This is a genomic window from Actinomycetes bacterium, from assembly GCA_035489715.1.
In the GTDB taxonomy this organism is placed as follows: Bacteria; Actinomycetota; Actinomycetes; order JACCUZ01; family JACCUZ01; genus DATHAP01.
Genome location: DATHAP010000175.1, coordinates 1 through 22995, shown reverse-complemented (window position 1 = coordinate 22995; position 22995 = coordinate 1). Strand labels below are relative to the sequence as shown.

Sequence of the window (22995 nt, the reverse complement as noted above, 5' to 3'; positions counted from 1 at the left end):
GTGCGACCTGTGCCACCACGAACCGACGCGCTCGCCCTCGCCGCCCTTCTCGCCGGGCTGGGGCTGCCGCTCGGCGGCACGCCGGCCGCCGCTGCGACCCCGTGCACCACCACACCGACCGCGGGCTACACGGTCCAGGTCTGCGTCACGGTGCCGGACGGGGTGCTGTCGGGGACGGCGCCGGTGTCCTCCACCGTGGCGGTCTGGCCGGCCGCCGGGTCCTCCGCGCCGGGCGTCAAGCGGGTCACCTTCAGCTGGCGGGGCGGCTACCTGCTCAGCGACCACGACCCCGACGGCAGCGGTCGGTGGTCGATGCAGTGGCGCACCGACCGGCTGCTCGACAGCACCGGGTCGCTGGTGGCCAGGGCCCTGCTGACCGACGGGACGACGTACACCGCCTCGGCGCCGACAGCGGTCTACAACGGTGGGCAGGCGCCGTTCGTCAGCGGCCGCCGCTTCGACGTGTCTCCCGGCACGACGCCGGAGCCCGGCAAGCCGTTCCGGCTGGTCGCCGTCGGCGACGGCGCGGACGGGTCGACCCGCGAGGCCGCGGTCGCGTCGCAGATCGCGTCGTGGCAGCCGAACCTGCTCGCCTACCTCGGCGACGTCTACGAGTCAGGGTCTCCCTACGAGTACGACAACTGGTACTCGTCACCCGACGGCTTCGGCCGGTTCCGTGACATCACCAACCCGGTGCTCGGCAACCACGAGTACCACACACCGGGAGCCGCCGGCTTCTTCGACTACTGGGGCCAGAACACGCCGCACTACTACAGCTACGACGTGGCCGGCTGGCACGTCGTCGCCTTCGACTCCACCGGACGCTTCGGCCAGCTGCAGCCAGGGACACCGCAGTACGACTGGCTGGAGGCCGACCTGGGCGCCAACCGGGCGCGCTGCACGATCGCCTACTTCCACCACCCCCGCTACTCGATCTCCGGGCACAAGGGCAAGACCGGGCTGTCGGCCATCTGGCGGCTGCTCGCCGACCGCAGGGTCACCCTCGCGCTCGCCGGCCACACGCACTCCTACGAGCGGTGGGCCGCCCTGGACCGCGACGGGGTGCCGAGCGAGCGCGGCGTGACCCAGCTGATCGCCGGGGCCGGCGGGCACGAGGCACTGCCCCCGGTCTACTCCGACGGCCGGGTGCAGAAGTACGCGGCGGTGTCCGGCGCCCTGCAGCTGGACCTGCTGGGCGACCGTGCGGAGTTCGCCTACCGGTCCGACGCCGGCGAGGTGGTCGACTCCGGCTCCGTCGGCTGCAAGAGCACCGGCGACACGCTGCCGCCGACCCGGCCGGCCGGGGTCCGCGCGACCGCGACCTCGGAGACGACGGCGACGCTGTCCTGGGCACCGTCCACCGACCAGTACGACTCGGTCGCGGGCTACCGGGTCCGGCGCAACGGGCGGCTCGTCGCGACCGTCGGCGCCGGCAGCACGTCCTGGGCGGACAGCGGTCTGGTGAGCGGCGAGACGTACGTCTGGACGGTCGACGCCTTCGACCCGTCGGACAACGTCTCGGCGCAGTCGGTGCCGACGTCGGTGACGATGCCGGCGCCGCCCCGGCCGCGGGTCAGGGCGAAGCGGCTGCTCGCTGACCTGCGCAGTGCCGGCGAGACGCCCAAGGGCTACCGGCGCGCGCTGTTCGGCGGCTGGGGCGACGCGGACGGCGACGGGTGCAGCACCCGCGCCGAGGTGCTGATCACCGAGGCCAGCCGACCACCGCTGATGACCGAGACCTGCGGGCTGAGCGAGGGCCGCTGGTTCTCCCCCTGGAACGGCGTGCGCCGCTCCGACCTGTCGCTGGTCGGCATCGCGCCGGCGGTCCCGCTCGCCGAGGCATGGCAGTCCGGCGCACGCCGCTGGTCCCCCGCGACCCGGCGTGCGTTGACCAACGACCTGGGCTACGCCGGCACGCTGACCGCGGTCACGACCACCGCGATCGCGGCGCGCGGCAGCGCCGAGCCGCGCAGCTGGCTGCCGTCGCGGAAGGCAGCGCGGTGCGGGTACGTCGCCCAGTGGGTCGCGGCGAAGTGGCGGTGGCGGCTCACGGTCGACCCGGCCGAGCGGTCGTTCCTCCGCGACCGGCTGCGCGCGTGCGGCTCGCCGGGCGTCGCCAAGCCGGCCCGCGCCGCGGTCCGACTCCGCTGAGCCTGCACGACAGGGGGCTGTCCCACGCCCTGCCGCGGCTGCTCGACCGGCGCCGGGTCCTCGGCTGCTCGGCGGGCTCGGGCCGCACATCCACTTCGAGGTCTACCCCGGCCTCGACGCCGCCCAGAGCGCCAGCAGCAGGCTGCGCACCACCCAGCTCGCCCTGCCAGAGGACGTGAGCGGCGCGGTCTACGCGACCGACGGCTACGACCGGCGCATCGCGACCCTCAACGTTCCGGTGTGCGGCCTCCACCCCGACGGGCGCGGAACGCGGCGACGTTGACCCGGTTGGAGCAAGAGGTGCTGCAGTAGCGGCGGGAGCGGTTCTTGGACAGGTCGACGAGTTCGTCGTCGCAGTCGTCGGCGCCGCAGGTCCTGAGCCGGTCCAGCTCCTGCTGCCGGACGACGTCGACGAAGGCCATCGCCGCCTCGACCGCCATCCGGTCAGCCAGCGGCGCCTGCGAGGGCGTCGCGTGCAGGTGGTAGCCCCAGTCGTCGTGCGCGACCAGCTGCGGAAGCGCGCTCGACTCGCGCAGCATCTGGTTGACCAGCTCGACGACACCGTCCTCGTCGAGCTGCCAGAGCCGTCGCAGTCGGGGGCGGAGCTGATGGACCGCGGCCAGCTCGGCGGCGTCACCACGGCGTGAGCCGGTCCACCCCCACTGCTGGACGAAGGCGTCCAAGGACGCCAGGTCGGCGAGCTCGTCCCGCTCGGGCTGCTGCGTGTTCACCAGCGCGGCAGCAGCCGCCAGCGCGATCTCGGTGTCATGGGCAAAGAGCACTTGACCCCTTCCGGACGGCCACCTACGCTGTAATGACCATACTCTGCGTGACCAGTGACAGGAGCCCTCGACGTGCACCAGCCGAGCAGGGGCGGGTTAGGGCTCTCGCTGGCCCTCCTGTCCGCCGCCACCTTCGGCACGTCCGGTTCCTTCGCCGCCAGCCTGATCGAGGCCGGCTGGACCCCGGGTGCAGCCGTCACCGTCCGCGTCCTCGTGGCCGCGCTGGTCCTGACCTTGCCGGCGCTGCTGCAGCTGCGCGGCCACGGCCCGTTGCTGCGGCGCAGTGGCCGCACCCTGCTGGTCTACGGGATCGCCGCGGTGGGCGGCGCGCAACTGTGCTTCTTCATGGCGGTCGAGCACCTGTCGGTCGCCGTCGCGCTGCTGCTCGAGTACTCCGGCGCGCTGCTGGTCGTCGGCTACCTGTGGCTGCGGCGAGGTCAGCGACCCGGGCTGCTGACGCTGTGCGGGGCCGCGGTCGCCGTCGTGGGGCTCGCGCTGGTGCTCGAGCTCATCGGCAACACCGAGCTCGACCTGGTCGGCGTCCTCTGGGGGCTCGGCGCCGCGTTCGGGCTGGCGACGTACTTCGTGCTCTCCGCCGAGAGCGAGGACGCTCTCCCCCCGCTCGTCGTCGCCTGGGGTGGCCTGGCCGTGGGCGGCGCGGCGCTGGCGGTCGCCGGCGCGGCCGGGGTGCTGCCGCTGGCCGCCCCACGGACCGACGTCACGCTGCTGGAGACGCAGGTGAGCTGGCTCGTCCCCGTGCTCGGGCTCGCCCTGGTCGCGGCCGTCGTCGCCTACGTCACCGGCATCGCCGGCGCGCGGCTGCTCGGGGCGAAGGTCGCGTCGTTCGTCGGGCTGACCGAGGTCCTGTTCGCGGTCGCCTTCGCCTGGGTGCTGCTGGGCCAGTCGCTCGGGATCATGCAGCTGACCGGTGGCGCCCTGGTGCTCGCCGGCATCGCGCTGGTGCGCGCCGACGAGCTCCGCTCCCCGGGGGGTCCAGGGGCAGCACCCGTATTCACCCCGCACGAGGAGGCCCTCGCGGCGCAGCCCTGACGCCGCGAGAGCAGTCCTCTCCCGCCCCGTCAGGCCGCCGCAGCCGATGGCCCTCAACATGGCGCGCCGGCTTCCCGCTCCGTGCTGCTGATGATGGCGAACGGCGAGATCCTCGACGCGACGCTCGGCCGGGGGACGCCACGGTTCGAGGCGCTGGTCCGCGACCACCTCGTGGTGCCGATGGGCACGACCTCGCCCGAGTACTCGGCGGCCCTGGGCGCAGGCGTCGTCGCCGCCGGCGACCGGTACGTCGAGGCGCCGGTCTCGGGGTCGCGGGTCCCGGCAGAGAATGCGGCGCTCTTCGGCATGCTCGCCGATCACCCCACCTAGCCCCTCAGCCTGATCCCTGTGCGAGGGCTCAGGGCCGGACGCCGACCTCCTCGAGGCGGGTGAGCATCTCGGCCGGGTCGGCGTAGACCCGGTAGGCGCCGGCCCGCTCGAGCTCCTCGCGGCCGTAGCCGCCGGACAGCAGGCCGATGCCGAGAGCCCGGGCCCGCTGCGCGGCGAGCAGGTCCCAGACACTGTCGCCGACGACGAACGAGTGCTCCGGCGCGACGCCGAGCAGCCGCGCTGCTGCGAGGAAGAGGTGCGGGTCGGGTTTGGCGCGCTCGACCAGGTCGCGCGTCACGACGGGCACGTCGGCGGGCAGGCCGAACATCTCGATCGCGCTCGCCGCCGTGCGCCGGGCGCCGCTGGTCGCGATGGCGAAGGGGATGCCGCGGTCGTGCAGGTGGTGCAGCAGCTCGCGGGCGCCGGGCAGCGGCACGACGGAGTCGGCACGTTGCAGGTAGAAGCGGGCGTGCGCGTCGGCAACCCGCTGCAGCGTCTCGGGGTCGAGCGGCACGCCGGTCTCCCGCTGCAGCGCGTCGAGGAACAGTCCGCCGGACATGCCGATCCGGCGGTGGATGCGCCACACCGACAGCGGGATGCCGACCTCGGCGAGCGCCTCCTGCCAGGCGGTCACGTGCTGGTAGACCGAGTCGACGAGCGTGCCGTCGAGGTCGAAGAGCAGGGCCGGCTGAGGGACCTCCAGACCTTGCAGGCCGGACACGTCGGGGACGGTCATCGCCGGCTCCTACCCACCGCCGGCCAGCTCACGGCCGCGGTCGCGGGCCGCCTCCAGCGCCGAGAGCATCGCGGCCCGCACCCCGTGGTTCTCCAGCTCGCGGATCGCGTTGATGGTGGTGCCTGCCGGTGACGTGACCGCCTCGCGCAACGTCACCGGGTGCTCGCCGGAGTCGCGCAGCATCACCGCGGACCCGATCGCCGTCTGCACGATCAGGTCGTGGGCCACCTGGCGGGGCAGGCCGAGAAGGATGCCGGCGTCGGTCATGGCCTCGACGAGGTAGAAGAAGTACGCCGGACCGCTGCCCGACAGGGCGGTCACCGCGTCCTGCTGAGACTCGGGGACCCGGATCGTCCGGCCGACCGGGGTGAAGATCGACTCCGTGCGCGCGAGGTGCTCCTCCCCGGCGTGGGTCCCGGCCGAGATGGCGCTCATGGCCTCGTCGACGAGGACCGGCGTGTTGGACATGACGCGCACGACCGGCGTGCCCTCCGCCAACCGGGACTCGATGAACGCCGTGGTGGTGCCGGCCGCGGCGGAGACGACGAGCCGGTCGGCCGGGACGTGCGGGGCGAGCTCGTCGAGCAGGGCGGCCATGTCCTGCGGCTTGACGGTGAGGATGAGCGTGTCGGCCCGCCCCGCGGCCTCCGCGGTGCCGAGCACCTCGACGCCGTACCGCTCGCGCAGGGTGGCGGCCCGCTCCGGACGGCGCGCGGTGACGACGACGTCGGTCGGTGCGGTGCCGCTGCGAAACATCCCCGACAGCAGCGCCTCGCCCATCTTTCCGGTGCCGAGCACTGCCACCCGCTGCGCCATGTCGGACCTACCCCTTGGTGGCGACGGCGCGGAGGAAGAACGACAGGTTGGCCGGCTTCTCGGCCATCCGGCGCACGAGGTAGCCGTACCACTCGTCACCGTAGGGCACGTAGACGCGCATCTGCTGGCCCTGGCGGGCGAGCCGCTCCTGCTCGTGCGGCCGGATGCCGTAGAGCATCTGGAACTCGAAGCTGTCCTTGGGGCGGCGGGTGCGCCGGGCGAGCTCCTCGGTGATGGCGACCAGGCGCGGGTCGTGCGTGGCGACCATCGGGTAGCCGGGGCCCTGCATCAGTACGCGCAGCGCGCGCACGTAGGCCCGGTCGACGTCGGACCGGCCCTGGAAGGCGACCGACTCGGGCTCCTTGTAGGCGCCCTTGCACAGGCGGACCCGCGACCCCTCGTGGGCCAGGTCACGGCAGTCCGCCTCGGTGCGGCGCAGGTAGGCCTGCAGCACCGCGCCGGTCTCCGGGAAGTCGGCGCGCAGGTCGCGCAGGATGCCCAGCGTCGAGTCGGTGGTGGTGTGGTCCTCCATGTCGAGGGTCACCGTGGTGCCGGCGGCGCGGGCGGCCTCGCAGATGGCGAAGGCGTTGTCGAGCGCGACCTTCTCGCCGTCGCCGGGCAGGGCCTGGCCGACCGCCGACAGCTTGACCGAGACCTCGGTGGTGCCGGTCAGACCGCCGTCGCCGAGCAGCTTGAGCAGCCGGAGGTAGGCCTCCCGGGTCGCGTCGGCCTGCTCCCGCACGAGCGTGTCTTCGCCGAGGTGGTCCAGGGAGGCGAGCAGGTTGCGGTCGGCGAGCTCCCGGACCGCCGACACCGCCTCCTCAGCGCTGGTGCCGGCGACGAACCGGGCGACGACGGACCGGGTCACGGGGGCGGTCTCCACCAGGTGGCGGATCCGGCCGCTCCGGGACATCGACAGCAGCACTCGCCGCAGCAACGCGAAGACCTCCTCTGGCGGCGCGCGACCTCGTCGTCGCTCGCCGGGTCAGGCTAACGCCCGCACGCGCCCGGGCGGTCACGGCCTGTCACTTGCATGTTTCACGGCTGTTGCTCTCGGGCAAGCCCCCTCCGGTTCGTGCACCGGCCGCCCCGACCGGTGCACTTCGACGTCAGCCGGAGGCCGCCGTGAGCGGAGTTCAGACGGGCACCGTCAAGACCAACATCCCGGCCCGCATGGACCGGTTGCCGTGGTCCCGATGGCACTGGCTGGTGGTCCTCGGCCTCGGCACCGTGTGGATCCTGGACGGTCTCGAGGTCACCATCGTCGGCTCCATCGCCGGCCGGCTCACCGAGGAAGGCAGCGGGCTCGAGATCACCGAGAGCCAGATCGGTGTCGCGGCCGGTGTCTATGTGGCCGGCGCCTGCCTGGGCGCACTGTTCTTCGGCTACCTGACCGACCGGCTGGGCCGCAAGAAGCTCTTCATGGTCACGCTGGCCGTCTACCTCGTCGCGACGGTCCTCACCGCGTTCTCGATGAACCCGATGTGGTTCTACGTCTGCCGGTTCTTCACCGGCGCCGGTGTCGGCGGGGAGTACGCCGCCATCAACTCGGCCATCGACGAGCTCATCCCCGCCCGCGTCCGAGGCCGTGTCGACCTCATCATCAACGGCTCCTTCTGGCTCGGCACCGCCTTCGGCGCCGCGCTGTCCGTCTTCCTGCTCAACGAGGAGCACTTCGCCAAGGACGTCGGCTGGCGCATCGCCTTCGGCCTGGGCGCGATCCTCGGCATCGGCATCCTCTTCGTCCGCAAGAACGTGCCCGAGAGCCCCCGCTGGCTCTTCATCCACGGCCACGAGAAGAGCGCCGAGCGCATCGTCCGCGACATCGAGGGCCAGGTCGAGGAGAGCACCGACGAGCGGCTGCCCAAGGCCGAGCAGGACGACGACTACCTCACGGTCCGCCAGCGCAAGACGATCGGCTTCGGCACCATCGCCAAGACTGCGTGGAAGCTCTACCCGAAGCGCTTCGTCCTCGGGCTCGCGCTGTTCATCGGCCAGGCGTTCCTCTACAACGCCGTGTTCTTCACCTTCGCGCTGGTGCTCACCGACATCGTCAAGGTGGACACGGCGAAGGCGCCGTGGTACCTCATCCCGCTGGCCATCGGCAACTTCCTCGGCCCGCTGCTGCTGGGGCGGCTGTTCGACACGGTCGGCCGCCGGATCATGATCACCGGGACGTACGTCCTCTCCGGCCTGATCCTGATCCTGACCGGCTACCTGTTCGACAACGGGTCCCTGTCGGCCAACACGCTCACCCTGATGTGGTGCGTCGTCTTCTTCTTCGCGTCGGCCGGTGCGAGCGCCGCCTACCTCACCGTGTCGGAGATCTTCCCGATGGAGACCCGCGCGATGGCGATCGCGTTCTTCTACGCCGTCGGCACCGGCCTGGGCGGCATCATCGGCCCGATCCTGTTCGGCAAGTTCATCGAGGAGGGTCGCAGCCAGGTCGTGTTCGGCTACTACCTCGGTGCCGGACTGATGATCGCGGCCGGTCTGGTCGCGGCAGTCCTCGCGGTGAACGCGGAGAAGCGCTCGCTCGAGGACATCGCCGAGCCGCTGACCGCCCAGGAGGCGGAGGGGTCGGCCGACGAGACCAAGGACGCCCGGGAGATCGACCTCCGCGACCGCGAGAAGGTCTCCGCCGGTGGTCGCGGGGACGACTGGGACGCCGACGACGTGGACGCCAACCGGCGGGCGGGCACGTCCAGCAGCCTGCGTCGCTACCACTGACGCGGTCTGCCGGAGCACGGCTAGAGCGTCCGCCGGCGCAGGGTCACGGCACCGAGCCCGAGCGCCAGCAGGATCGCCAGCACGACGACGGAGAGGTCGACCCACGAGCTCGGGTCGACCTCTCCATTCGTCGTCAGGTCGCGCATCAGGTCGACGGCGTAGGAGAGCGGCAGCACGTTGGAGATCCAGCGCAGTACGTCGTCGAGCTGGTCGCGTGGCACCAGCAGCCCGCACAGCAGGAACTGCGGCAGGACGAAGGCCGGCATGAACTGCACGGCCTGGAACTCGGTCGCCGCGAACGCGCTCAGGAAGAGGCCGAGCGCCATGCCGAGCACCGCGTCGCAGACCGCGACGACGAGCAGCAGCCACAGCGGGCCGGCGACGTCGAGGCCGAGCAGGGTGACCGCCAGCCCGGTGGCGACGACGGCCTGGACGGTCGCGACCAGCCCGAAGGCCAGCGCGTAGCCGACCAGCAGGTCGAGCTTGCCGATCGGCATGGTCAGCAGCCGCTCCAGGGTCCCGGAGGTCCGCTCCCGCAGGGTCGCCACCGAGGTGACGAGGAACATCACGACGAACGGGAAGATGCCGAGAAGCGGTGCGCCGATCTCGTCGAACACCGTCGTCCCGTCGAAGATCCAGGCGAGCAACGTCAGGAGCACGCAGGGGACGACGACGAGCATCGCCAGCGTGCGCGGGTCGTGGCGCAGCTGCCGCAGGACGCGGGACGCCGTCGCCAGGGTGATCGAGACGCTCATGCCGGTCCTCCCTCGGTCCGTGCGTCGGTGGCCCGCACAGTCCTGCCGTCGGCCTCGGCCTCGTCGACCAGACGGAGGAACGCCTGCTCGATGTCGGTGCTGCTGGTGCGCTCCAGCAGTGCCGGCGGCGGGTCGTCGGCGAGCAGCCGGCCCTCGCGCATCAGCAGCAGCCGCTCGCACCGCGACGCCTCGTCCATCACGTGGCTGCTCACCAGGAGCGTCACGCCGCCCGCGGCGAGCCGGGCGAACATGTCCCAGAGGTCGCGGCGCAGCACCGGGTCCAGCCCCACGGTCGGCTCGTCGAGCACCAGCACCTCCGGGTCGCCGAGCAGGGCCGCGGCCAGCGAGACCCGTGCCTCCTCCCCGCCGGAGAGCCGGCTGCACAGCGCATCGGCGTGGTCGGTGAGCCCCACGTCACCGAGCACCCGGTCTGCGTCACCCGCGGGTGCGCCGAGCACGGCGGCGAAGTAGCGCAGGTTCTCGCGGACGGTGATGTCGGCGTAGACCGACGGCGCCTGCGTCACGTAGCCCACCGACCGCCGCAGCTGCGGCGACCCGGCCGGCCGGCCGAGCACCTCGACCACGCCTCCGGCCACCACCTGGACGCCGACGACCGAGCGCATCAGGGTGCTCTTGCCGCAGCCGCTGGGGCCGAGCAGCCCGGTGACCGACCCGCGGGCCACGTCGAACGAGACGCCGTCGATGACGGTGCGCCCGCCGCGCACGACCCGCAGGTCGCGCACGCTGATCGCCGGAGCAATATTCATCACACGATGAAATATCCTCCTGTCCGCGCCGGGCGTCAACCCTCCGCGAGGTAGCGCTGCACGGCCGGCGCGACGAGGGCCACCAGGTCGTCCTGCGAGGCCGAGGCCATCGGCTCGATGCGCACGACGTGGCGCAGGATCACGACCCCCACCATCTGGGCCGCGGCCGCCTGCAGCCGCAGCGGGTCGGCCGGGCCGACCGCCGCCGAGATCCGGCCGAGCAGGGCGCTGCCGACGAACTCACGCAGCATCGCTGCGCCCTGCTCCCCGGTCATCGCCGAGCGCAGCATCCCTAGCATCGGCGCCCGAAAGTCGGGGTCGGCCCACACACCGAGGAACGTGCGCACCAGCCGTTCACCGAGCTGGTCCTCTGGGCCGTCGAGGATCTGCGGCACCAGCTCGGCCGGCGCGAAGGGCAGCTCCATCGCGGCGACGAACACCTGCTCCTTGGTGCCGAAGTAGTGATGCACGAGCGCCGGGTCCACCTCCGCCGACCGGGCGATCCCCCGGACACTGGCCGCGGCGTAGCCCTTGCCGGCGAACTCCTCGCGCGCCGCGGCGAGGATCAGGGCCCGCCGGTCGCCGCCGTCGGCGGGTCGCCCCGGACCGCGACGCGCCGGCTCGGCCATCACCTGCTCACCACGTCGCCATGATGCCCCCCGCCGGCGTGCGCCGGGCTGCTAGTTGCGGGCGAGGACGGCGTACGTGACGAAGGGCTCGTCCACGACGCCCGAGGGGTGCACCCGTCCGAGCTCCGCGAGCTCGGCGTCGACGACCGCGGCCGCCCGGTGGGGGCCGAGGGCGAACACGTAGGACTTCGTCAGCATGTTGCGTCCGAGCTCCTCGAGGCCCACCCGGCGCGACCACGGGATCTCGACGGTCGCGACCTTGCGCCGCCACGGCTTTCCCGCCAGCAGGTCGGCGGTCCACTCGTCGCCAGGATGGGGCGGGATGCCGCAGGCCGCGAAGAGCCGGAGGTCGTGCTCGTGCACCCAGGGGACGGACTGGTCGTGCTGGTTCCACCAGAGGGCGAGCACCGCCCCCGGCTTGAGCACCCGGAACGCCTCAGGCACCGAGCGCTGCGGGTCGGTCCAGTGGAAGGACTGCGCATAGGCCACCAGGTCGAACAGCCCCTCGCCCAACGGCAGCGCGTTGCCGTCGCCGGCCACCGGCCGGACTCGCGAGGTCGAGCGCGACCGCAGGACCCGCAGGGCGTCGAGCCCCGGCTCCACCGCGGTGACCGTGGCGCCGCGGCCGGCGAGCGCCCGCGAGGCGATGCCGGTGCCGGCACCGACGTCGCACACGGACGACCAGAGCAGGGGCTGCCCCATCGCGGACTCCAAGGCGTCGAACAGCGGGGCCGGGTAGTCGGGACGGTGCGCGTCGTAGTCGGCCGCGACCGCGTCGAAGAGCTGCCGCTCGCTCACGGGGTCCTGCTCACGGCGTGCTGCTCACGGTGTGCTGCTCGCTGCCGCCAGGTTGAGCCGGGCGAAGGCCAGCCCCTCGGCGAGGTCGGCCTCCCGCTCGTCGCGGTTGACCGCGCGCCGGGTGTTGATCTCGAGGACGACCGACCCGTCGTAGCCCGCCCGGGCCAACCGCTCCAGCACCTCGGCGCACGGCTGGTTGCCACGACCGGGCACCAGGTGCTCGTCCTTGTTGGACCCCGAGCCGTCGGCGAGGTGGACGTGGGACAGCCGGTCCGCCAACGCGTCCAACACCTGCACGGCGTCGGAGTCGGAGACGGCGGTGTGCGACAGGTCCAGGGTGACCGCGGGCACGTCGAGCTCCAGCAGATCCCAGTGCGGCAGGTAGGCCACGACCTCCCGACTGCGGGCCCGCCACGGGAACATGTTCTCCACGGCGAAGACGACGTCGGTCTCGTCCTGCATCCGCTCCAGGCCCTCGACGAAGCCCCGCGCGTAGTCCCGCTGCCAGCGGAACGGCGGGTGCACCACCACGGTCGGGGCGCCGACGCGCTCGGCCGCCTCACGGGCTCGCTGCAGCTTGGTCCAGGGGTCGGTCGACCAGACCCGCTGGGTCAGGAGCAGGCACGGGGCGTGGATGGCCAGCACGGGGATGCCGAACCGCTCCGACAGCCCCCGCAGCGCGTGCGGGTCCTGGCTGACCGGGTCGGTCCACACCATCACCTCGACGCCGTCGAAGCCGAGGTCCGCGGCCATCTCGAACGCCGTCGTGCAGGTCTCGGGGTAGCAGGACGCGGTGGACAGCGCGACCTTCGCACCGGGGACGCGCACCGTGCGGTTCACCCCACCAGCCTATGGCCGCACGTAGGGTGGCTCCTGTGCCCGAGGTGCCTCTCGACTTCCCCCGCGCGTGGGTGGAGTTCCCCGACCCCGCCGACGACGAGCAGTCGTTCCGCTGCGACCTGACCTGGCTCACGTCGAGCTGGACCTGCATCTTCGGCAACGGCTGCCAGGGCATCTACGCCGACCAGCCCCCCGAGGTGGGGTGCTGCACCCTCGGCGCGCACTTCTCGGACAAGGACGACGAGCGCCGGGTCAAGGCCTTCGTCAAGCAGCTGACCCCGGAGACCTGGCAGCACTACGACCCCAAGAAGTGGACCGAGAAGGACGAGGACGGCGCCCGCAAGACCCGGGTCGTCGACGGTGCCTGCATCTTCGCCAACCGCCCGGACTTCCCCGGAGGCGGTGGCTGCGCCCTGCACGGTCTTGCCCTGCGCACCGGCCGGCACTTCCTCGAGACCAAGCCCGACGTGTGCTGGCAGCTGCCGATCCGGCGGACGTACGAGCACGTCGAGCGGCCGGACGGCACCGAGGTGCTGGTCATCGTCATCGCCGAGTACGACCGGAGGGGCTGGGGCGCCGGCGGGCACGACCTGGACTGGTACTGCAGCGGCAACACCGAGGCGCACGTCGGCGTCGAGCCGGTCTACGTCTCGATGCGCGCCGAGCTGGTCGAGCTGATGGGCCAGAAGGGGTACGACGAGCTCAGCCGCCTGGCCGAGGAGCACCTGACATCCCGGCGGCGCTTCGCGCTGCACCCGGCAGACCCCAAGGCTCGTCGCCCCTGAGCCGGCGTCTGTAGGACGGTCGGCGCGCCACCCGGGACCTTCTGCCCTTCAGCTCGGGCTCGGCGCCGCGAAACGGTGGAGACGGTTCCCTCGGTGCTCGTCGCCCCGTCCGGAGGTCGTCATGCGCAGCGCCCACACCACCGTCCAGACCGGCCAGCCGCTCCTCGTGGCCGACCATGTCAGCAAGATCTACCGCAGCGGTGACGTGGAGGTCCCCGCACTGGTGGACCTTGACCTCACCGTCGACGCAGGCGAGCTGGTCGCCGTGATGGGCCCCTCCGGGTCGGGGAAGACCACCCTGCTCAACTGCCTGTCGGGTCTCGACGACATCGATGCCGGCCACGTGCGGGTCGCCGGCCGCGACCTGTTCGCCATGAGCGACGCCGACCGCACCGAGCACCGGGCCCGGTCGATGGGCTTCGTCTTCCAGTCGTTCAACCTGATCCCGGTCTTCAGCGCGGTCGAGAACGTCGAGCTGCCCCTGCTGCTCGTCGGCACACCCGCCAAGCAGGCCCGCGTCGCCGCCGTCGAGATGCTGGACCAGGTCGGGCTCGCCCACCGCGAGGACCACCTGCCCAACCAGATGTCCGGCGGCGAGCAGCAGCGGGTCACCATCGCCCGCGCCCTGGTCGCCAAGCCGGCGATCGTCTGGGCCGACGAGCCGACCGGCAACCTGGACACCGCGATGGCCGAGCAGATCATGGTCCTGCTGCGCCAGCTCAACGTGCAACACGGGCAGACGATCGTCCTCGTCACCCACGACCCGCAGATCGGCGCGGCCGCCGGCCGCCTCGTCCTCATGCGCGACGGCCGCCTACAGAAGGACGAGCGCCGCGACCACCTGACCGTGCCGGCCTCCAACGGTGGCGGCCGGGCGGTGTACCAGGTCCCGCCACCCCGCTTCCACTGAGAGGGATGCGCCATGTATCCCGAGCTCACCCGCCCGCTGCTCGTCCTCCTCGGCGGCGCCCTCGCCGTCATCGCCTTCCTCGCCATCGGCCGGCCGGTCCTGCGCCGGCTGGCGTTCCGCCAGGTCACCCGGCGGCCCGGCGAGGCCGTCCTCGTCGTGCTCGGCTCACTGCTGGGCACGACGCTGATCGTCACCAGCCTCGTCGTCGGCGACTCGCTGGACCGGTCCGTGCGTCAGACGGCGTACGACGTCCTCGGCCCGATCGACGAGGTGGTGCGCGCGGCCGACGCCGACGTCGGGACGCAGGCCATCGACCGCCTGCAGCCGCTCCGCGACGACCCGCAGCTCGACGGCCTGCTCGCGGTGCGGGGTGACCTGGCCGCCGCCTCCAGCGGCTCCGGTCGCACACGCCTGGCCGCGCCGCGCATCCTGGTGTGGGAGCTCGACTTCTCTCAGGCACGGCTGTTCGGCGCGCCGGACCCGTCGGGCCTCGCCGTGCCCGACCCGGGTCCCGGCCGGGTTGTCGTCAACTCCACGCTCGCCGAGAACCTCCGGCTCGGTGTCGGTGAGCCGCTGGTGCTCCACCTCTACGGCGCCCCTTATCAGCTCACGGTCAGCGACGTGGTGCCCGGAGAGGGCCTGGCCGGCATGGGGCTGGGCGCCAGCGTCAACACCAACGCGTTCGTGTCCCCAGGCACCTTGACGGCGGCCGCAGCGAGGGCCGGCACGTCACCGACGACCACTGTGCTGGTGTCCAACCGCGGCGGAGTCGAGGAGGGCGACGAGCTGACGGCACCGGTCACCGCCTCCGTCCGCGCGGCGCTGGGCGGACTCGACCGCACCGGCGCGTCCGTGTCGACGCCGAAGCACGAGGTGCTCCAGGCCGCCGAGCGGGTCGCGGCGTCGCTGGGATCGATGTTCCTCTTCATCGCCAGCTTCGCGATCATCGCCGGCGTGCTGCTGGTCGTGAACATCTTCGTGATGCTCGCCGAGGAGCGGAAGGGCCAGCTCGGCATCCTGCGCGCCGTGGGCATGCGCCGCCGCCGGGTGACCGGCGAGTTCGCCCTCGAAGGTGCGGTGTACGCCGCGGCAGCCGCTGTCGTCGGGACCCTGGTCGGGGTGCTGGTCGGCCGGGTGGTCGTCGTCGTGGCGCTGAACATCCTCAACGCGTTCGAGAAGAGCGACAACAAGCTCGACATCGTCTTCGACGTCAGCACGGTCAGCCTGCTGAACGGTGCGGCGGGTGGTTTCCTCATCGCCTTCGCGGCCGTGGTGCTGACCAGCGTGCGGATCGCCCGGACCAACATCATCGCGGCGATCCGGGACCTGCCGCCGGCCACCACCGGGCGCCCGCGCAGGGCGCTGACGATCGTCTCGGCCGTCGCCACGGTGCTGTTCGCCGCCTTTTCCGTCCCGGCACTGGTCAGCAGCGCCGGCCCGGCGGTCTACCTGATGCCGGTGCTGACCCTCGTCGCGGCGATCCCTCTGCTGCGCCGGCTCGCCCCGCTCAAGACGGTGACCACGGCGACCGCGGTCGTCACCCTGCTGTGGGGGCTGGGCGCCCACCTGGTGCGCCCCGACATGTTCAACGGCGGCACGACGGCGACGTACGTCGTGATGGGGACGATGCTGTCCTTCGCCGCCGTCGTGCTGATCAGCCAGTACCAGTGGCTCGTCCTGAGCCCGTTGCGGCCGCTGATCCGCCGGCCGTCCGAGGCCGGCCTCTCCGCGCGGCTCGCCGTCGCCTACCCGACAGCGCGCGCGTTCCGGACCGGCGCGACGCTGGCGATGTACTGCATCGTCGTCCTCGTCATGGTCCTCCTCGCGCAGATCTCGGCGGTGATCAGCGCCGGCGTGGAGACCGCGGTCAAGGACGCCACCGCCGGGTGGACGATGCGCGCGGACTTCAACCCCTCCACACCGCTGCCCGACTACACACGCTCGGTGACCGGTGGCCGCTTCGCCGGGATGATCGAGGACGTCGCGCCGCTGCTGACGGCGAACGGCGACGGCGACGACCCGCTCGGGCGCACGACCAGCGCGCTCCCGGTGACCGCGGTCGGCGTCCCCGGCCAGATGATCACCCACGAGCCCGCGCTCGAGGACCGGCTGTCCAGCCTGCGGTCGGACGAGGCGGCCTGGCGACTCGTGCTGGCCGACCCGCGCTACGCGATGATCGACCTCTACTACGGGGCTGACGGCGGTCCGCAGGGCGACGGCGTGCAGCCGGGAGCCGAGGTGGCGGTCACCGACCCGCGCACCGGCGCCGTCTCGACCCGGATCGTCGCCGGCACCCTGCGCGACGCCTCAGCCTTCTACGGCGTCAACACCGGTGAGAACCGGTGGCCCCTGGTGATGAGCGCCGACAGCGTCCGGCAGGCCTTCGGTCCAGGCGCGACAGTGAACAGCCTGCTGCTGCGCACCGTCGACGGCGTCGACCGCGCGCAGCTCGCCCGTCGGCTGCAGGGTCAGTTCCTGGCCAACGGCCTCGTCGTCACCGACGTGCCGGACGACGTGCGCCAGACGTATGCGGCCAACACCCAGATGTTCCGGCTGATGCAGGGCTACCTGGCCCTCGGCCTGCTGGTCGCCATCGTCGGGCTCGGTGTCGTGATGGTCCGGTCGGTGCGTGAGCGACGGCGGACGATCGGCGTCCTGCGGGCGCTCGGGTTCCGGGCCCGGACGATCCGCCGCTCGTTCCTCGCCGAGAGCTCGCTGGTCGCGGTCGAGGGGGTCGCGGTGGGGACCGCGCTGGGCCTCCTGACGACGTACCTCCTGTACCGGAACAGCCCCGCGTTCGGCTCCATCCACAGCGGGTTCCCGATCGCCTGGCCGGAGATCACGGTGACCGTCGGCACCGCGCTGGTCGCGTCCCTCGCGGCGACCGTCGTGCCGGCCCGGCGGGCGGCGGCCGTCAAGCCGGCGATCGCGGTCCGGGTCGCGGACTGACGAGCAGCCCGGGAGGACCGGGAGACCCGGCACGAGCGGTCGGTGCCCGCGCCCAGCCCGGGTGACCGGCTGCTGCGGGCCGGCCGGGTCAGGATCGGCCGCCGCCGCGGTGGTGCGGGCGGTGGCTCAGGCGGGGGCGGGGGCGCGGGCGACGGCTCGGACCAGGCCGGCGGATAGGGCTGGACGACGTACGGACGCCTAGATCCGGGCGAACCTCAGCTCCTGGGTCCCGATCTCGAGCAGGCCGGCCGGCACCAGGTCACGGCGTCCGGCGAGCGTCAGCTCGAGCGGCACGAGCACGTCTCGCTGCAGCCGGCCCACCTCGACCGGGTCGCCGTCGGCGACCCGCAGCAGCTCGTCCGCGAGAGCGGCCCGCGCGCCGCGCCAGCCGGCACCACCCGGCGAGCGGTCCGACGCCAGCCAGGCGATCCGCTCCTGGTCGCCGTGGGCGACGGCGTTCAGCCAGATCCAGGGCGGCACGATGCCGCCGGCACCCTTGGCCCGCAGGCACTCGAGGAGGCGTCCGTCGAGGTAGGCATCAGCCTCGTCGGCGACGTCCGAGCCACCCCAGGTGGTCCAGCGCTCTGTAGCGTGCCGGACCCGCCGCCAACCGCGCATGCCACCCATCTCCGTCACTGCCGGTCGGACGGCTCCCGGTGGAGCCGCTGGCCACGGTCACTATCGGTCAGCGGGCGGCGCGGGTCGCAGAGGCGATCGGGCCCCGTTCTCGGGTCCTTGGACCCTTCGCCGTCGGGTCCAGCGGCAAGGCCGCACGCGCGGAGGAGCGCCTCGCCCTACGATCCCGGGCATGGGCGACGGCAACTCCCTCGGCACCATCCTCGGCGTCTGGGCGCACCCCGACGACGAGTCATATCTGTGCGCCGGGCTGATGGCGCGTGCCACGAGGGCCGGTGACCGGGTCGTGTGCGTGACGGCCACCCGGGGCGAGCTCGGCTCCCCCGACGAGGAGAAGTGGCCGCCGGGGGCACCGCTGGCCGCCGTGCGCACGACCGAGATGGAGGCGGCGCTGGGTGTGCTGGGGATAACCGAGCACCACTGGCTGGACTACCCGGACGGTGGCTGCGCGCAGGTCGACCAGGACGAGGCGGTCCGCCGGGTCGCGCAGGTCATGGCGGAGGTGCAGCCGGACACGGTGCTGACCTTCGGTCCCGACGGCATGACCGGCCACGACGACCACAAGGCGGCCTGCCGCTGGGCGACCACCGCGTTCGAGCAGGTCGGCAAACCGGGCGCCGTCCTCGCCTACGCCACCAAGACCGCCGACTGGAACGCGCGCTACGTCTCCGCGCTCGACGAGCGCAACGTCTTCATGGGCTTCACGCCGCCCGCGACGCCGCTCGACAACCTCGTCGTGCACGAGGAGCTGACCGGGGACCTGCTGGAGGCCAAGCTGCGCGCCCTGATGTCGATGCCCAGCCAGGTCATGCCGCTGGTCGACGCGGTCGGTTTGGACACATACCGCGAGGCGATGGCGCTGGAGGCGTTCCGCCGTCCCTGAGAGGGGTGAGCCGGGAAGGTCGGGCGGCGCGCCTCCGGGTGCACCGGCTCCTGCCGGGTTTCGTCCGAGGTCCCACCTACGCTCCCCACATGAGCCGCACCGCCGTCCGCGAGCGTCCCGCCTACCGCTGCGCGGAGTGCGGCTGGGCCACGACCAAGTGGGTCGGGCGGTGCGGTGAGTGCCAGGCCTGGGGCACGGTCGAGGACACGTCCGCCCCTGCCGTGCGCACGACGGCGGCCGGTCCGGTCAGCACCCCCGCCCGCCCGATCGGCCAGGTCGACGTCGACGCCGCCCGCGCGGTGCCCACCGGGGTCGACGAGCTCGACCGCGTGCTCGGCGGGGGGCTCGTGCCCGGCGCGGTCGTGCTGCTCGCCGGCGAGCCGGGTGTCGGCAAGTCCACCCTGCTGCTCGACGTGGCGGCCCGGGTGGCCGAGCACGGGCCGGCCCTCTACGTCACCGGCGAGGAGTCCGCGGCCCAGGTGCGGCTGCGCGCCGACCGCATCGGGGCGATCCGCGACGACCTCATGCTGGCGGCAGAGACCGACCTCGCAGCGGTGCTGGGCCACGTCGACGCGGTCGGGCCGTCCCTGCTCGTGGTCGACTCGGTGCAGACGATCGCCAGCGCCGAGGTCGACGGCTCGCCGGGCAACGTGAGCCAGGTCCGCGAGGTGGCGGCCGCGCTGATCCGGGTGGCCAAGGACCGCGGCATCGCGACGGTGCTCGTCGGTCACGTCACCAAGGACGGCTCGGTCGCGGGTCCCCGCCTGCTGGAGCACCTGGTCGACGTGGTGCTGCAGTTCGAGGGCGACCGGCACTCCCGGCTGCGCATGGTCCGCGGCATCAAGAACCGCTACGGCCCCTCGGACGAGGTCGGCTGTTTCGACCTCTCCGACGACGGCATCCAGGGGCTGGCCGACCCGAGCGGCCTCTTCCTGTCCCAGCGCCGCGAGGCGGTGGCCGGCACCTGCGTCACGGTGACCGTCGAGGGCAAGCGGCCGCTGGTGGCCGAGGTCCAGGCGCTGCTCGCGCCGTCGCACCTGACCTCGCCGCGACGTACGACCAGCGGGCTCGACGGAGGGCGGCTGGCCATGGTGCTCGCCGTGCTGCAGCGGCGCGGCGGCGAGCGGATCCGGATGTCCACGACGGCGGCCAGCGACGTCTACGCGTCCACAGTCGGCGGGGTGCGGCTGACCGAGCCGGCCACCGACCTGGCCGTGGCGCTGGCGGTGGCCGGCGCCGCGCAGAACGAACCGCTCGCCACCGGCCTGGTGGCCGTCGGCGAGGTCGGCCTGGCGGGTGACATCCGCCGGGTGACGGCCACCTCGCGCCGGCTGGCCGAGGCTGCCCGGCTCGGCTTCACCCACGCCCTGGTCCCGCCGGACCCTGGTCGGGTGCCGCCGGGCATCACCGCTATCGAGGTCACCGACCTGGGGATGGCGCTGCGGGTGGCCTTCCCCGGGGCGGAGGTGATCCCGTTCGGGAACCGACGAGCCCACTGAGTCGTGATCCTCTCGTGACCCCTCAGCGTCCACCGATCGACGCCCCGGCACGGATAGACTCGCCCGCGGTCACGGCTGACGAGCGGGAGCGGTGAGGTGGCAGGCACCGAACGGTTCGACGACCCGCTGCGCGCGACGCTCGCGGCGGTGGCACCTGGCACCGCGCTGCGCGACGGCCTGGAGCGCATCCTGCGCGGCGGGACGGGCGCCCTGATCGTCCTGGGCTACGACAAGGTCGTCGAGACCCTGTGCACCGGCGGCTTCGTGCTGGACGTGGAGTTCAGCTCCACCCGCCTGCGCGAGCTGGCCAAGATGGACGGGGCGATCGTGGTCGACCGCGACTGCACCCGCATCGTGCGCGCGGCGGTCCAGATGGTGCCCGACTCGGCCATCCCGACCGACGAGTCCGGCACCCGGCACCGCACCGCCGACCGGGTCAACAAGCAGACAGACCTGCCGGTCATCTCGGTCAGCCAGTCGATGAGCATCATCGCGATCTACGTCGCCGGCCAGCGCTACGTCCTCGAGGCGTCTCCGCAGATCCTGTCCCGCGCCAACCAGGCGCTGGCGACGCTCGAGCGCTACAAGCTGCGCCTCGACGAGGTCTCCGGCACGCTGTCCGCCCTCGAGATCGAGGACCTCGTCACCGTGCGCGACGTGTCGGCGGTGGCCCAGCGTCTCGAGATGGTGCGGCGCATCGCCGGCGAGATCGAGTCGTACGTCGTCGAGCTCGGCACCGACGGGCGCCTCCTGACCCTGCAGCTCGACGAGCTGATCGCGGGGGTCGAGCCGGACCGGGAGCTGATCGCTCGCGACTACCTGCCGACACCGACCGGGCGGCGTTCCCGGACGGTCGCCGACGTGATGAGCGACCTCGACCTGCTGGACTCGCTCGAGCTGCTGGACCTGGCCGCGGTGGCCAGGGCGCTCGGCTACGCCGGCGGCGAAGGCCTCGACGCCGCCGTCTCCCCGCGCGGCTACCGGCTGCTCGCCCGGGTCCCGCGCCTGCCCGGCACGGTGGTCGACCGGCTGGTCGAGCACTTCGGCAGCCTGCAGAAGCTGCTCGCCGCCAGCATCGACGACCTGCAGACGGTCGAGGGTGTCGGCGAGTCGCGGGCCCGGTCGATCCGCGAAGGCCTCTCCCGACTCGCCGAGTCCTCGATCCTCGAGCGCTACGTCTGACCCTTTCGCTCCCGGCCGGCCTGGCTACCTGCTCGTGGGTCGGGCTGCCTGTTCGCGCCTCCGGCTGCTGCTCGCGGGTCCGGCTGCCTGCTCGTGAGTCGGCTACCACCTGCCGGCGCTGGCGAGATGACTGCGCAGCACTGACACCAGCAGGGCGTGGTCCTCGAGCTGGGGGAGGCCGGACACCGCGACCACGCCGATCGGGCCGACGCCGCGGACCAGCAGCGGGAAGGCTCCGCCGTGAGCGGCGTAGTCGGCGGTCGGCACGGCGTACTTCTCCTCGATGGTGGTGCCCTGGTCCCGGCAGAGCTGACCGACGTGCAGCGAGCTGTGGCCGAAGCGGCGCACCACGTTGCCCTTGCGCCGGATCCACTCGTCGTTGTCCGCAGCCGTTCCGGGCAGCGCAGCATGGAACAGTCGGCGGCCGGCCCGCTCGATGTCGACGACCACGCGGGCGTGACGCCGGCGGGCCTCCTCGACCAGGGCGACCCCCAGGACCCACGCCAGGTCCTCGTCGAAGCCGTCCAGCTGCAGCTCGTCCTCCTCGGCGGCCAGCTCGGAAGCCGTGGGCCAGTCGTCGCTCATGCCCGGCAGCCTGCCACGCACCGCGCGGGCCGCCGCCGCGGCGCCCCTGCGCCGCTCGTCCGGGCAGGGTGCACGACGTCACGCCCGGGCGGTGCCCACGACCACCGTGGCGTCGTGCTCCTCGGAGGTCACCACCAGGGCGACCAGCCCCGCTGACGACAGCACCTCGGTCGCTGCCTGCGCCTGCCCGCTGCTCGCCTCGGTGAGCAGGTGGCCGTTCGGCGCCAGCCAGCGAGGCGCGTCCGCAGCGACCCGGCGGAGCACCTCGAGCCCGTCCGGCCCGCCGTCGAGCGTCCCGACCGGTTCGTGCAGCCGCGCCTCCGCCGGCAGCAGCCCCAGGTCACCCGTCGGCACGTAGGGGACGTTGGCCAGCAGGACGTCCATCCGGCCGCGCAGGTCGGCCGGCAAAGCCGCGAAGAGGTCACCGAGATGCACCTGGCCGCCGACCGGCTCGACGTTGCGACGGGCGCAGGCGATCGCCACCGGGTCGACGTCCGCCGCGTGCAGCTCGACGCGGCCCAGCATCGCCGCCAGCGCCACCCCCAGCGCGCCGCTGCCGCAGCACAGGTCGACCACGACAGGAGCGCGGGTCCCTGGCCGGCCCGAGGTTGGCGGAAGAACAGGTCGGACCAGAGTGGCGGCGTGCTCCACCAGGAACTCCGTGCGCGCCCGCGGCCGGAACACCCCCGGGTCGACGTGGATCCGCAAACCGCAGAACTCCGCCCAGCCCAGGACGTGCTCGAGGGGCTCACCGGCGACCCGGCGGCCGGCCAGGATCTGCAGCTGGGCGTCGTCGGCTGCGGTGTCCTGGAGCACCCGCGCCTCCTCCTCCGCGAAGACGCAGCCCGCCGCGCGCAGCCGTGCGACGAGGTCCGCGGAGTCCATGACGGCAGCGTCTCACTCGGGTGCGGCGGAAGGGCTCGCCGCATGCGGCGGACATGCGTGCCGCAGACCGCGCATCGAACCTGTCATGGCGAGCAGGACCAGCCGCCGGCCATCTGCTCGCCCAGACGCTCAGGCCAGCGGTGGGTCAGTCCCTGTGACGTAGGTCTTTCCGAGCGGACTCCGCCAGGTCTTGGTCCGCGCGACCGGGTCGTAGCGCAGCTGCCACCGACCGTGTGTCTTGGCGTTGTGGTGCTGTCGGCAGAGCGGGCCGAGATTGACCTCGACGGTGCGTCCGTC

Annotated in this window: 21 protein-coding genes and 1 pseudogene; 10 read left to right on the top strand and 12 right to left on the bottom strand. The window is 72.9% G+C overall.

Translation table 11 applies throughout. The features are described from left to right. The first annotated feature begins 9 nt into the window (after window positions 1-9). Window positions 10-2151 (top strand): metallophosphoesterase, encoded by a 2142-nt coding sequence (locus tag VK640_14260; GenBank protein HTE74345.1) that lies wholly within the window; start codon window positions 10-12, stop codon window positions 2149-2151. Between the two features lie 227 nt (window positions 2152-2378). Here the strand turns inward: VK640_14260 and VK640_14255 are convergent, their stop codons facing one another. Next, the gene (locus VK640_14255; GenBank protein ID HTE74344.1) at window positions 2379-2933 is read right to left on the bottom strand and encodes a CGNR zinc finger domain-containing protein; all 555 of its coding nucleotides are present in this window, start codon (window positions 2931-2933) and stop codon (window positions 2379-2381) included. Between the two features lie 72 nt (window positions 2934-3005). Between VK640_14255 and VK640_14250 the strand changes: the two genes are divergently transcribed. Together VK640_14250 and VK640_14245 are read left to right on the top strand one after the other, a co-directional pair. After that, entirely contained in the window at window positions 3006-3983 is a 978-nt protein-coding gene (locus VK640_14250; protein HTE74343.1) for a DMT family transporter, read from the top strand. A 42-nt stretch (window positions 3984-4025) separates the two neighbouring features. Beyond that, window positions 4026-4298 (top strand): annotated as a pseudogene (locus VK640_14245) (NAD(P)-binding domain-containing protein). A 43-nt stretch (window positions 4299-4341) separates the two neighbouring features. Here the strand turns inward: VK640_14245 and VK640_14240 are convergent. The 3 genes from VK640_14240 to VK640_14230 are packed head-to-tail and all read right to left on the bottom strand — an operon-like array spanning window position 4342 to window position 6802. Beyond that, window positions 4342-5049: an HAD family hydrolase gene (locus VK640_14240; protein ID HTE74342.1), complete on the bottom strand. Its 708-nt coding sequence runs from the start codon at window positions 5047-5049 to the stop codon at window positions 4342-4344. 9 nt (window positions 5050-5058) lie between these two features. Beyond that, complete coding sequence (proC, locus tag VK640_14235; protein HTE74341.1) at window positions 5059-5865, bottom strand: pyrroline-5-carboxylate reductase; 807 nt, start codon at window positions 5863-5865, stop codon at window positions 5059-5061. 7 nt (window positions 5866-5872) lie between these two features. Beyond that, window positions 5873-6802: a proline dehydrogenase family protein gene (locus VK640_14230; protein ID HTE74340.1), complete on the bottom strand. Its 930-nt coding sequence runs from the start codon at window positions 6800-6802 to the stop codon at window positions 5873-5875. 236 nt (window positions 6803-7038) lie between these two features. Here VK640_14230 and VK640_14225 point away from each other — a divergent pair, with 236 nt between their 5' ends. Further along, entirely contained in the window at window positions 7039-8595 is a 1557-nt protein-coding gene (locus VK640_14225; protein ID HTE74339.1) for an MFS transporter, read from the top strand. 20 nt (window positions 8596-8615) lie between these two features. Here VK640_14225 and VK640_14220 read toward each other — a convergent pair whose 3' ends face one another. Genes VK640_14220 through VK640_14200 form a run of 5 tightly spaced genes read right to left on the bottom strand, consistent with a single transcriptional unit; the run spans window position 8616 to window position 12372 of the window. Further along, window positions 8616-9350 (bottom strand): ABC transporter permease, encoded by a 735-nt coding sequence (locus tag VK640_14220; GenBank protein HTE74338.1) that lies wholly within the window; start codon window positions 9348-9350, stop codon window positions 8616-8618. Beyond that, the gene (locus tag VK640_14215) at window positions 9347-10117 is read right to left on the bottom strand and encodes an ABC transporter ATP-binding protein (protein HTE74337.1); all 771 of its coding nucleotides are present in this window, start codon (window positions 10115-10117) and stop codon (window positions 9347-9349) included. The genes VK640_14220 and VK640_14215 overlap by 4 nt, the downstream gene beginning before the upstream one ends. A gap of 35 nt (window positions 10118-10152) precedes the next feature. Next, window positions 10153-10746, bottom strand: a complete 594-nt coding sequence (locus VK640_14210) for a TetR family transcriptional regulator (GenBank protein ID HTE74336.1) — start codon at window positions 10744-10746, stop codon at window positions 10153-10155. 51 nt (window positions 10747-10797) lie between these two features. Continuing rightward, window positions 10798-11544 (bottom strand): class I SAM-dependent methyltransferase, encoded by a 747-nt coding sequence (locus tag VK640_14205; protein ID HTE74335.1) that lies wholly within the window; start codon window positions 11542-11544, stop codon window positions 10798-10800. Window positions 11545-11568: 24 nt separating this feature from the next. Further along, window positions 11569-12372, bottom strand: coding sequence for a sugar phosphate isomerase/epimerase (locus tag VK640_14200; protein ID HTE74334.1), 804 nt, complete (start codon window positions 12370-12372; stop codon window positions 11569-11571). Window positions 12373-12395: 23 nt separating this feature from the next. Here VK640_14200 and VK640_14195 point away from each other — a divergent pair, with 23 nt between their 5' ends. The 3 genes from VK640_14195 to VK640_14185 all read left to right on the top strand — a co-directional run bounded on the left by VK640_14195 (window position 12396) and on the right by VK640_14185 (window position 17028). Next, window positions 12396-13169, top strand: a complete 774-nt coding sequence (locus VK640_14195; protein ID HTE74333.1) for a hypothetical protein — start codon at window positions 12396-12398, stop codon at window positions 13167-13169. Between the two features lie 121 nt (window positions 13170-13290). After that, complete coding sequence (locus VK640_14190; protein HTE74332.1) at window positions 13291-14079, top strand: ABC transporter ATP-binding protein; 789 nt, start codon at window positions 13291-13293, stop codon at window positions 14077-14079. Window positions 14080-14091: 12 nt separating this feature from the next. Then, entirely contained in the window at window positions 14092-17028 is a 2937-nt protein-coding gene (locus VK640_14185; protein ID HTE74331.1) for an FtsX-like permease family protein, read from the top strand. A gap of 198 nt (window positions 17029-17226) precedes the next feature. Here VK640_14185 and VK640_14180 read toward each other — a convergent pair whose 3' ends face one another. Continuing rightward, window positions 17227-17646, bottom strand: coding sequence for a hypothetical protein (locus tag VK640_14180; GenBank protein HTE74330.1), 420 nt, complete (start codon window positions 17644-17646; stop codon window positions 17227-17229). Window positions 17647-17836: 190 nt separating this feature from the next. Here VK640_14180 and VK640_14175 point away from each other — a divergent pair, with 190 nt between their 5' ends. The 3 genes from VK640_14175 (at window position 17837) to disA (ending at window position 21228) form a co-directional block, all read left to right on the top strand. Beyond that, entirely contained in the window at window positions 17837-18547 is a 711-nt protein-coding gene (locus VK640_14175) for a PIG-L family deacetylase (protein ID HTE74329.1), read from the top strand. Window positions 18548-18636: 89 nt separating this feature from the next. Next, the gene (gene radA / locus VK640_14170) at window positions 18637-20046 is read left to right on the top strand and encodes a DNA repair protein RadA (GenBank protein ID HTE74328.1); all 1410 of its coding nucleotides are present in this window, start codon (window positions 18637-18639) and stop codon (window positions 20044-20046) included. Between the two features lie 75 nt (window positions 20047-20121). After that, window positions 20122-21228: a DNA integrity scanning diadenylate cyclase DisA gene (gene disA, locus VK640_14165; protein ID HTE74327.1), complete on the top strand. Its 1107-nt coding sequence runs from the start codon at window positions 20122-20124 to the stop codon at window positions 21226-21228. Between the two features lie 102 nt (window positions 21229-21330). Here disA and VK640_14160 read toward each other — a convergent pair whose 3' ends face one another. Together VK640_14160 and VK640_14155 are read right to left on the bottom strand one after the other, a co-directional pair. Next, window positions 21331-21813, bottom strand: a complete 483-nt coding sequence (locus tag VK640_14160; protein HTE74326.1) for a heme-degrading domain-containing protein — start codon at window positions 21811-21813, stop codon at window positions 21331-21333. Window positions 21814-21891: 78 nt separating this feature from the next. After that, window positions 21892-22698, bottom strand: a complete 807-nt coding sequence (locus tag VK640_14155; protein ID HTE74325.1) for a putative protein N(5)-glutamine methyltransferase — start codon at window positions 22696-22698, stop codon at window positions 21892-21894. Window positions 22699-22995 lie beyond the last annotated feature (297 nt).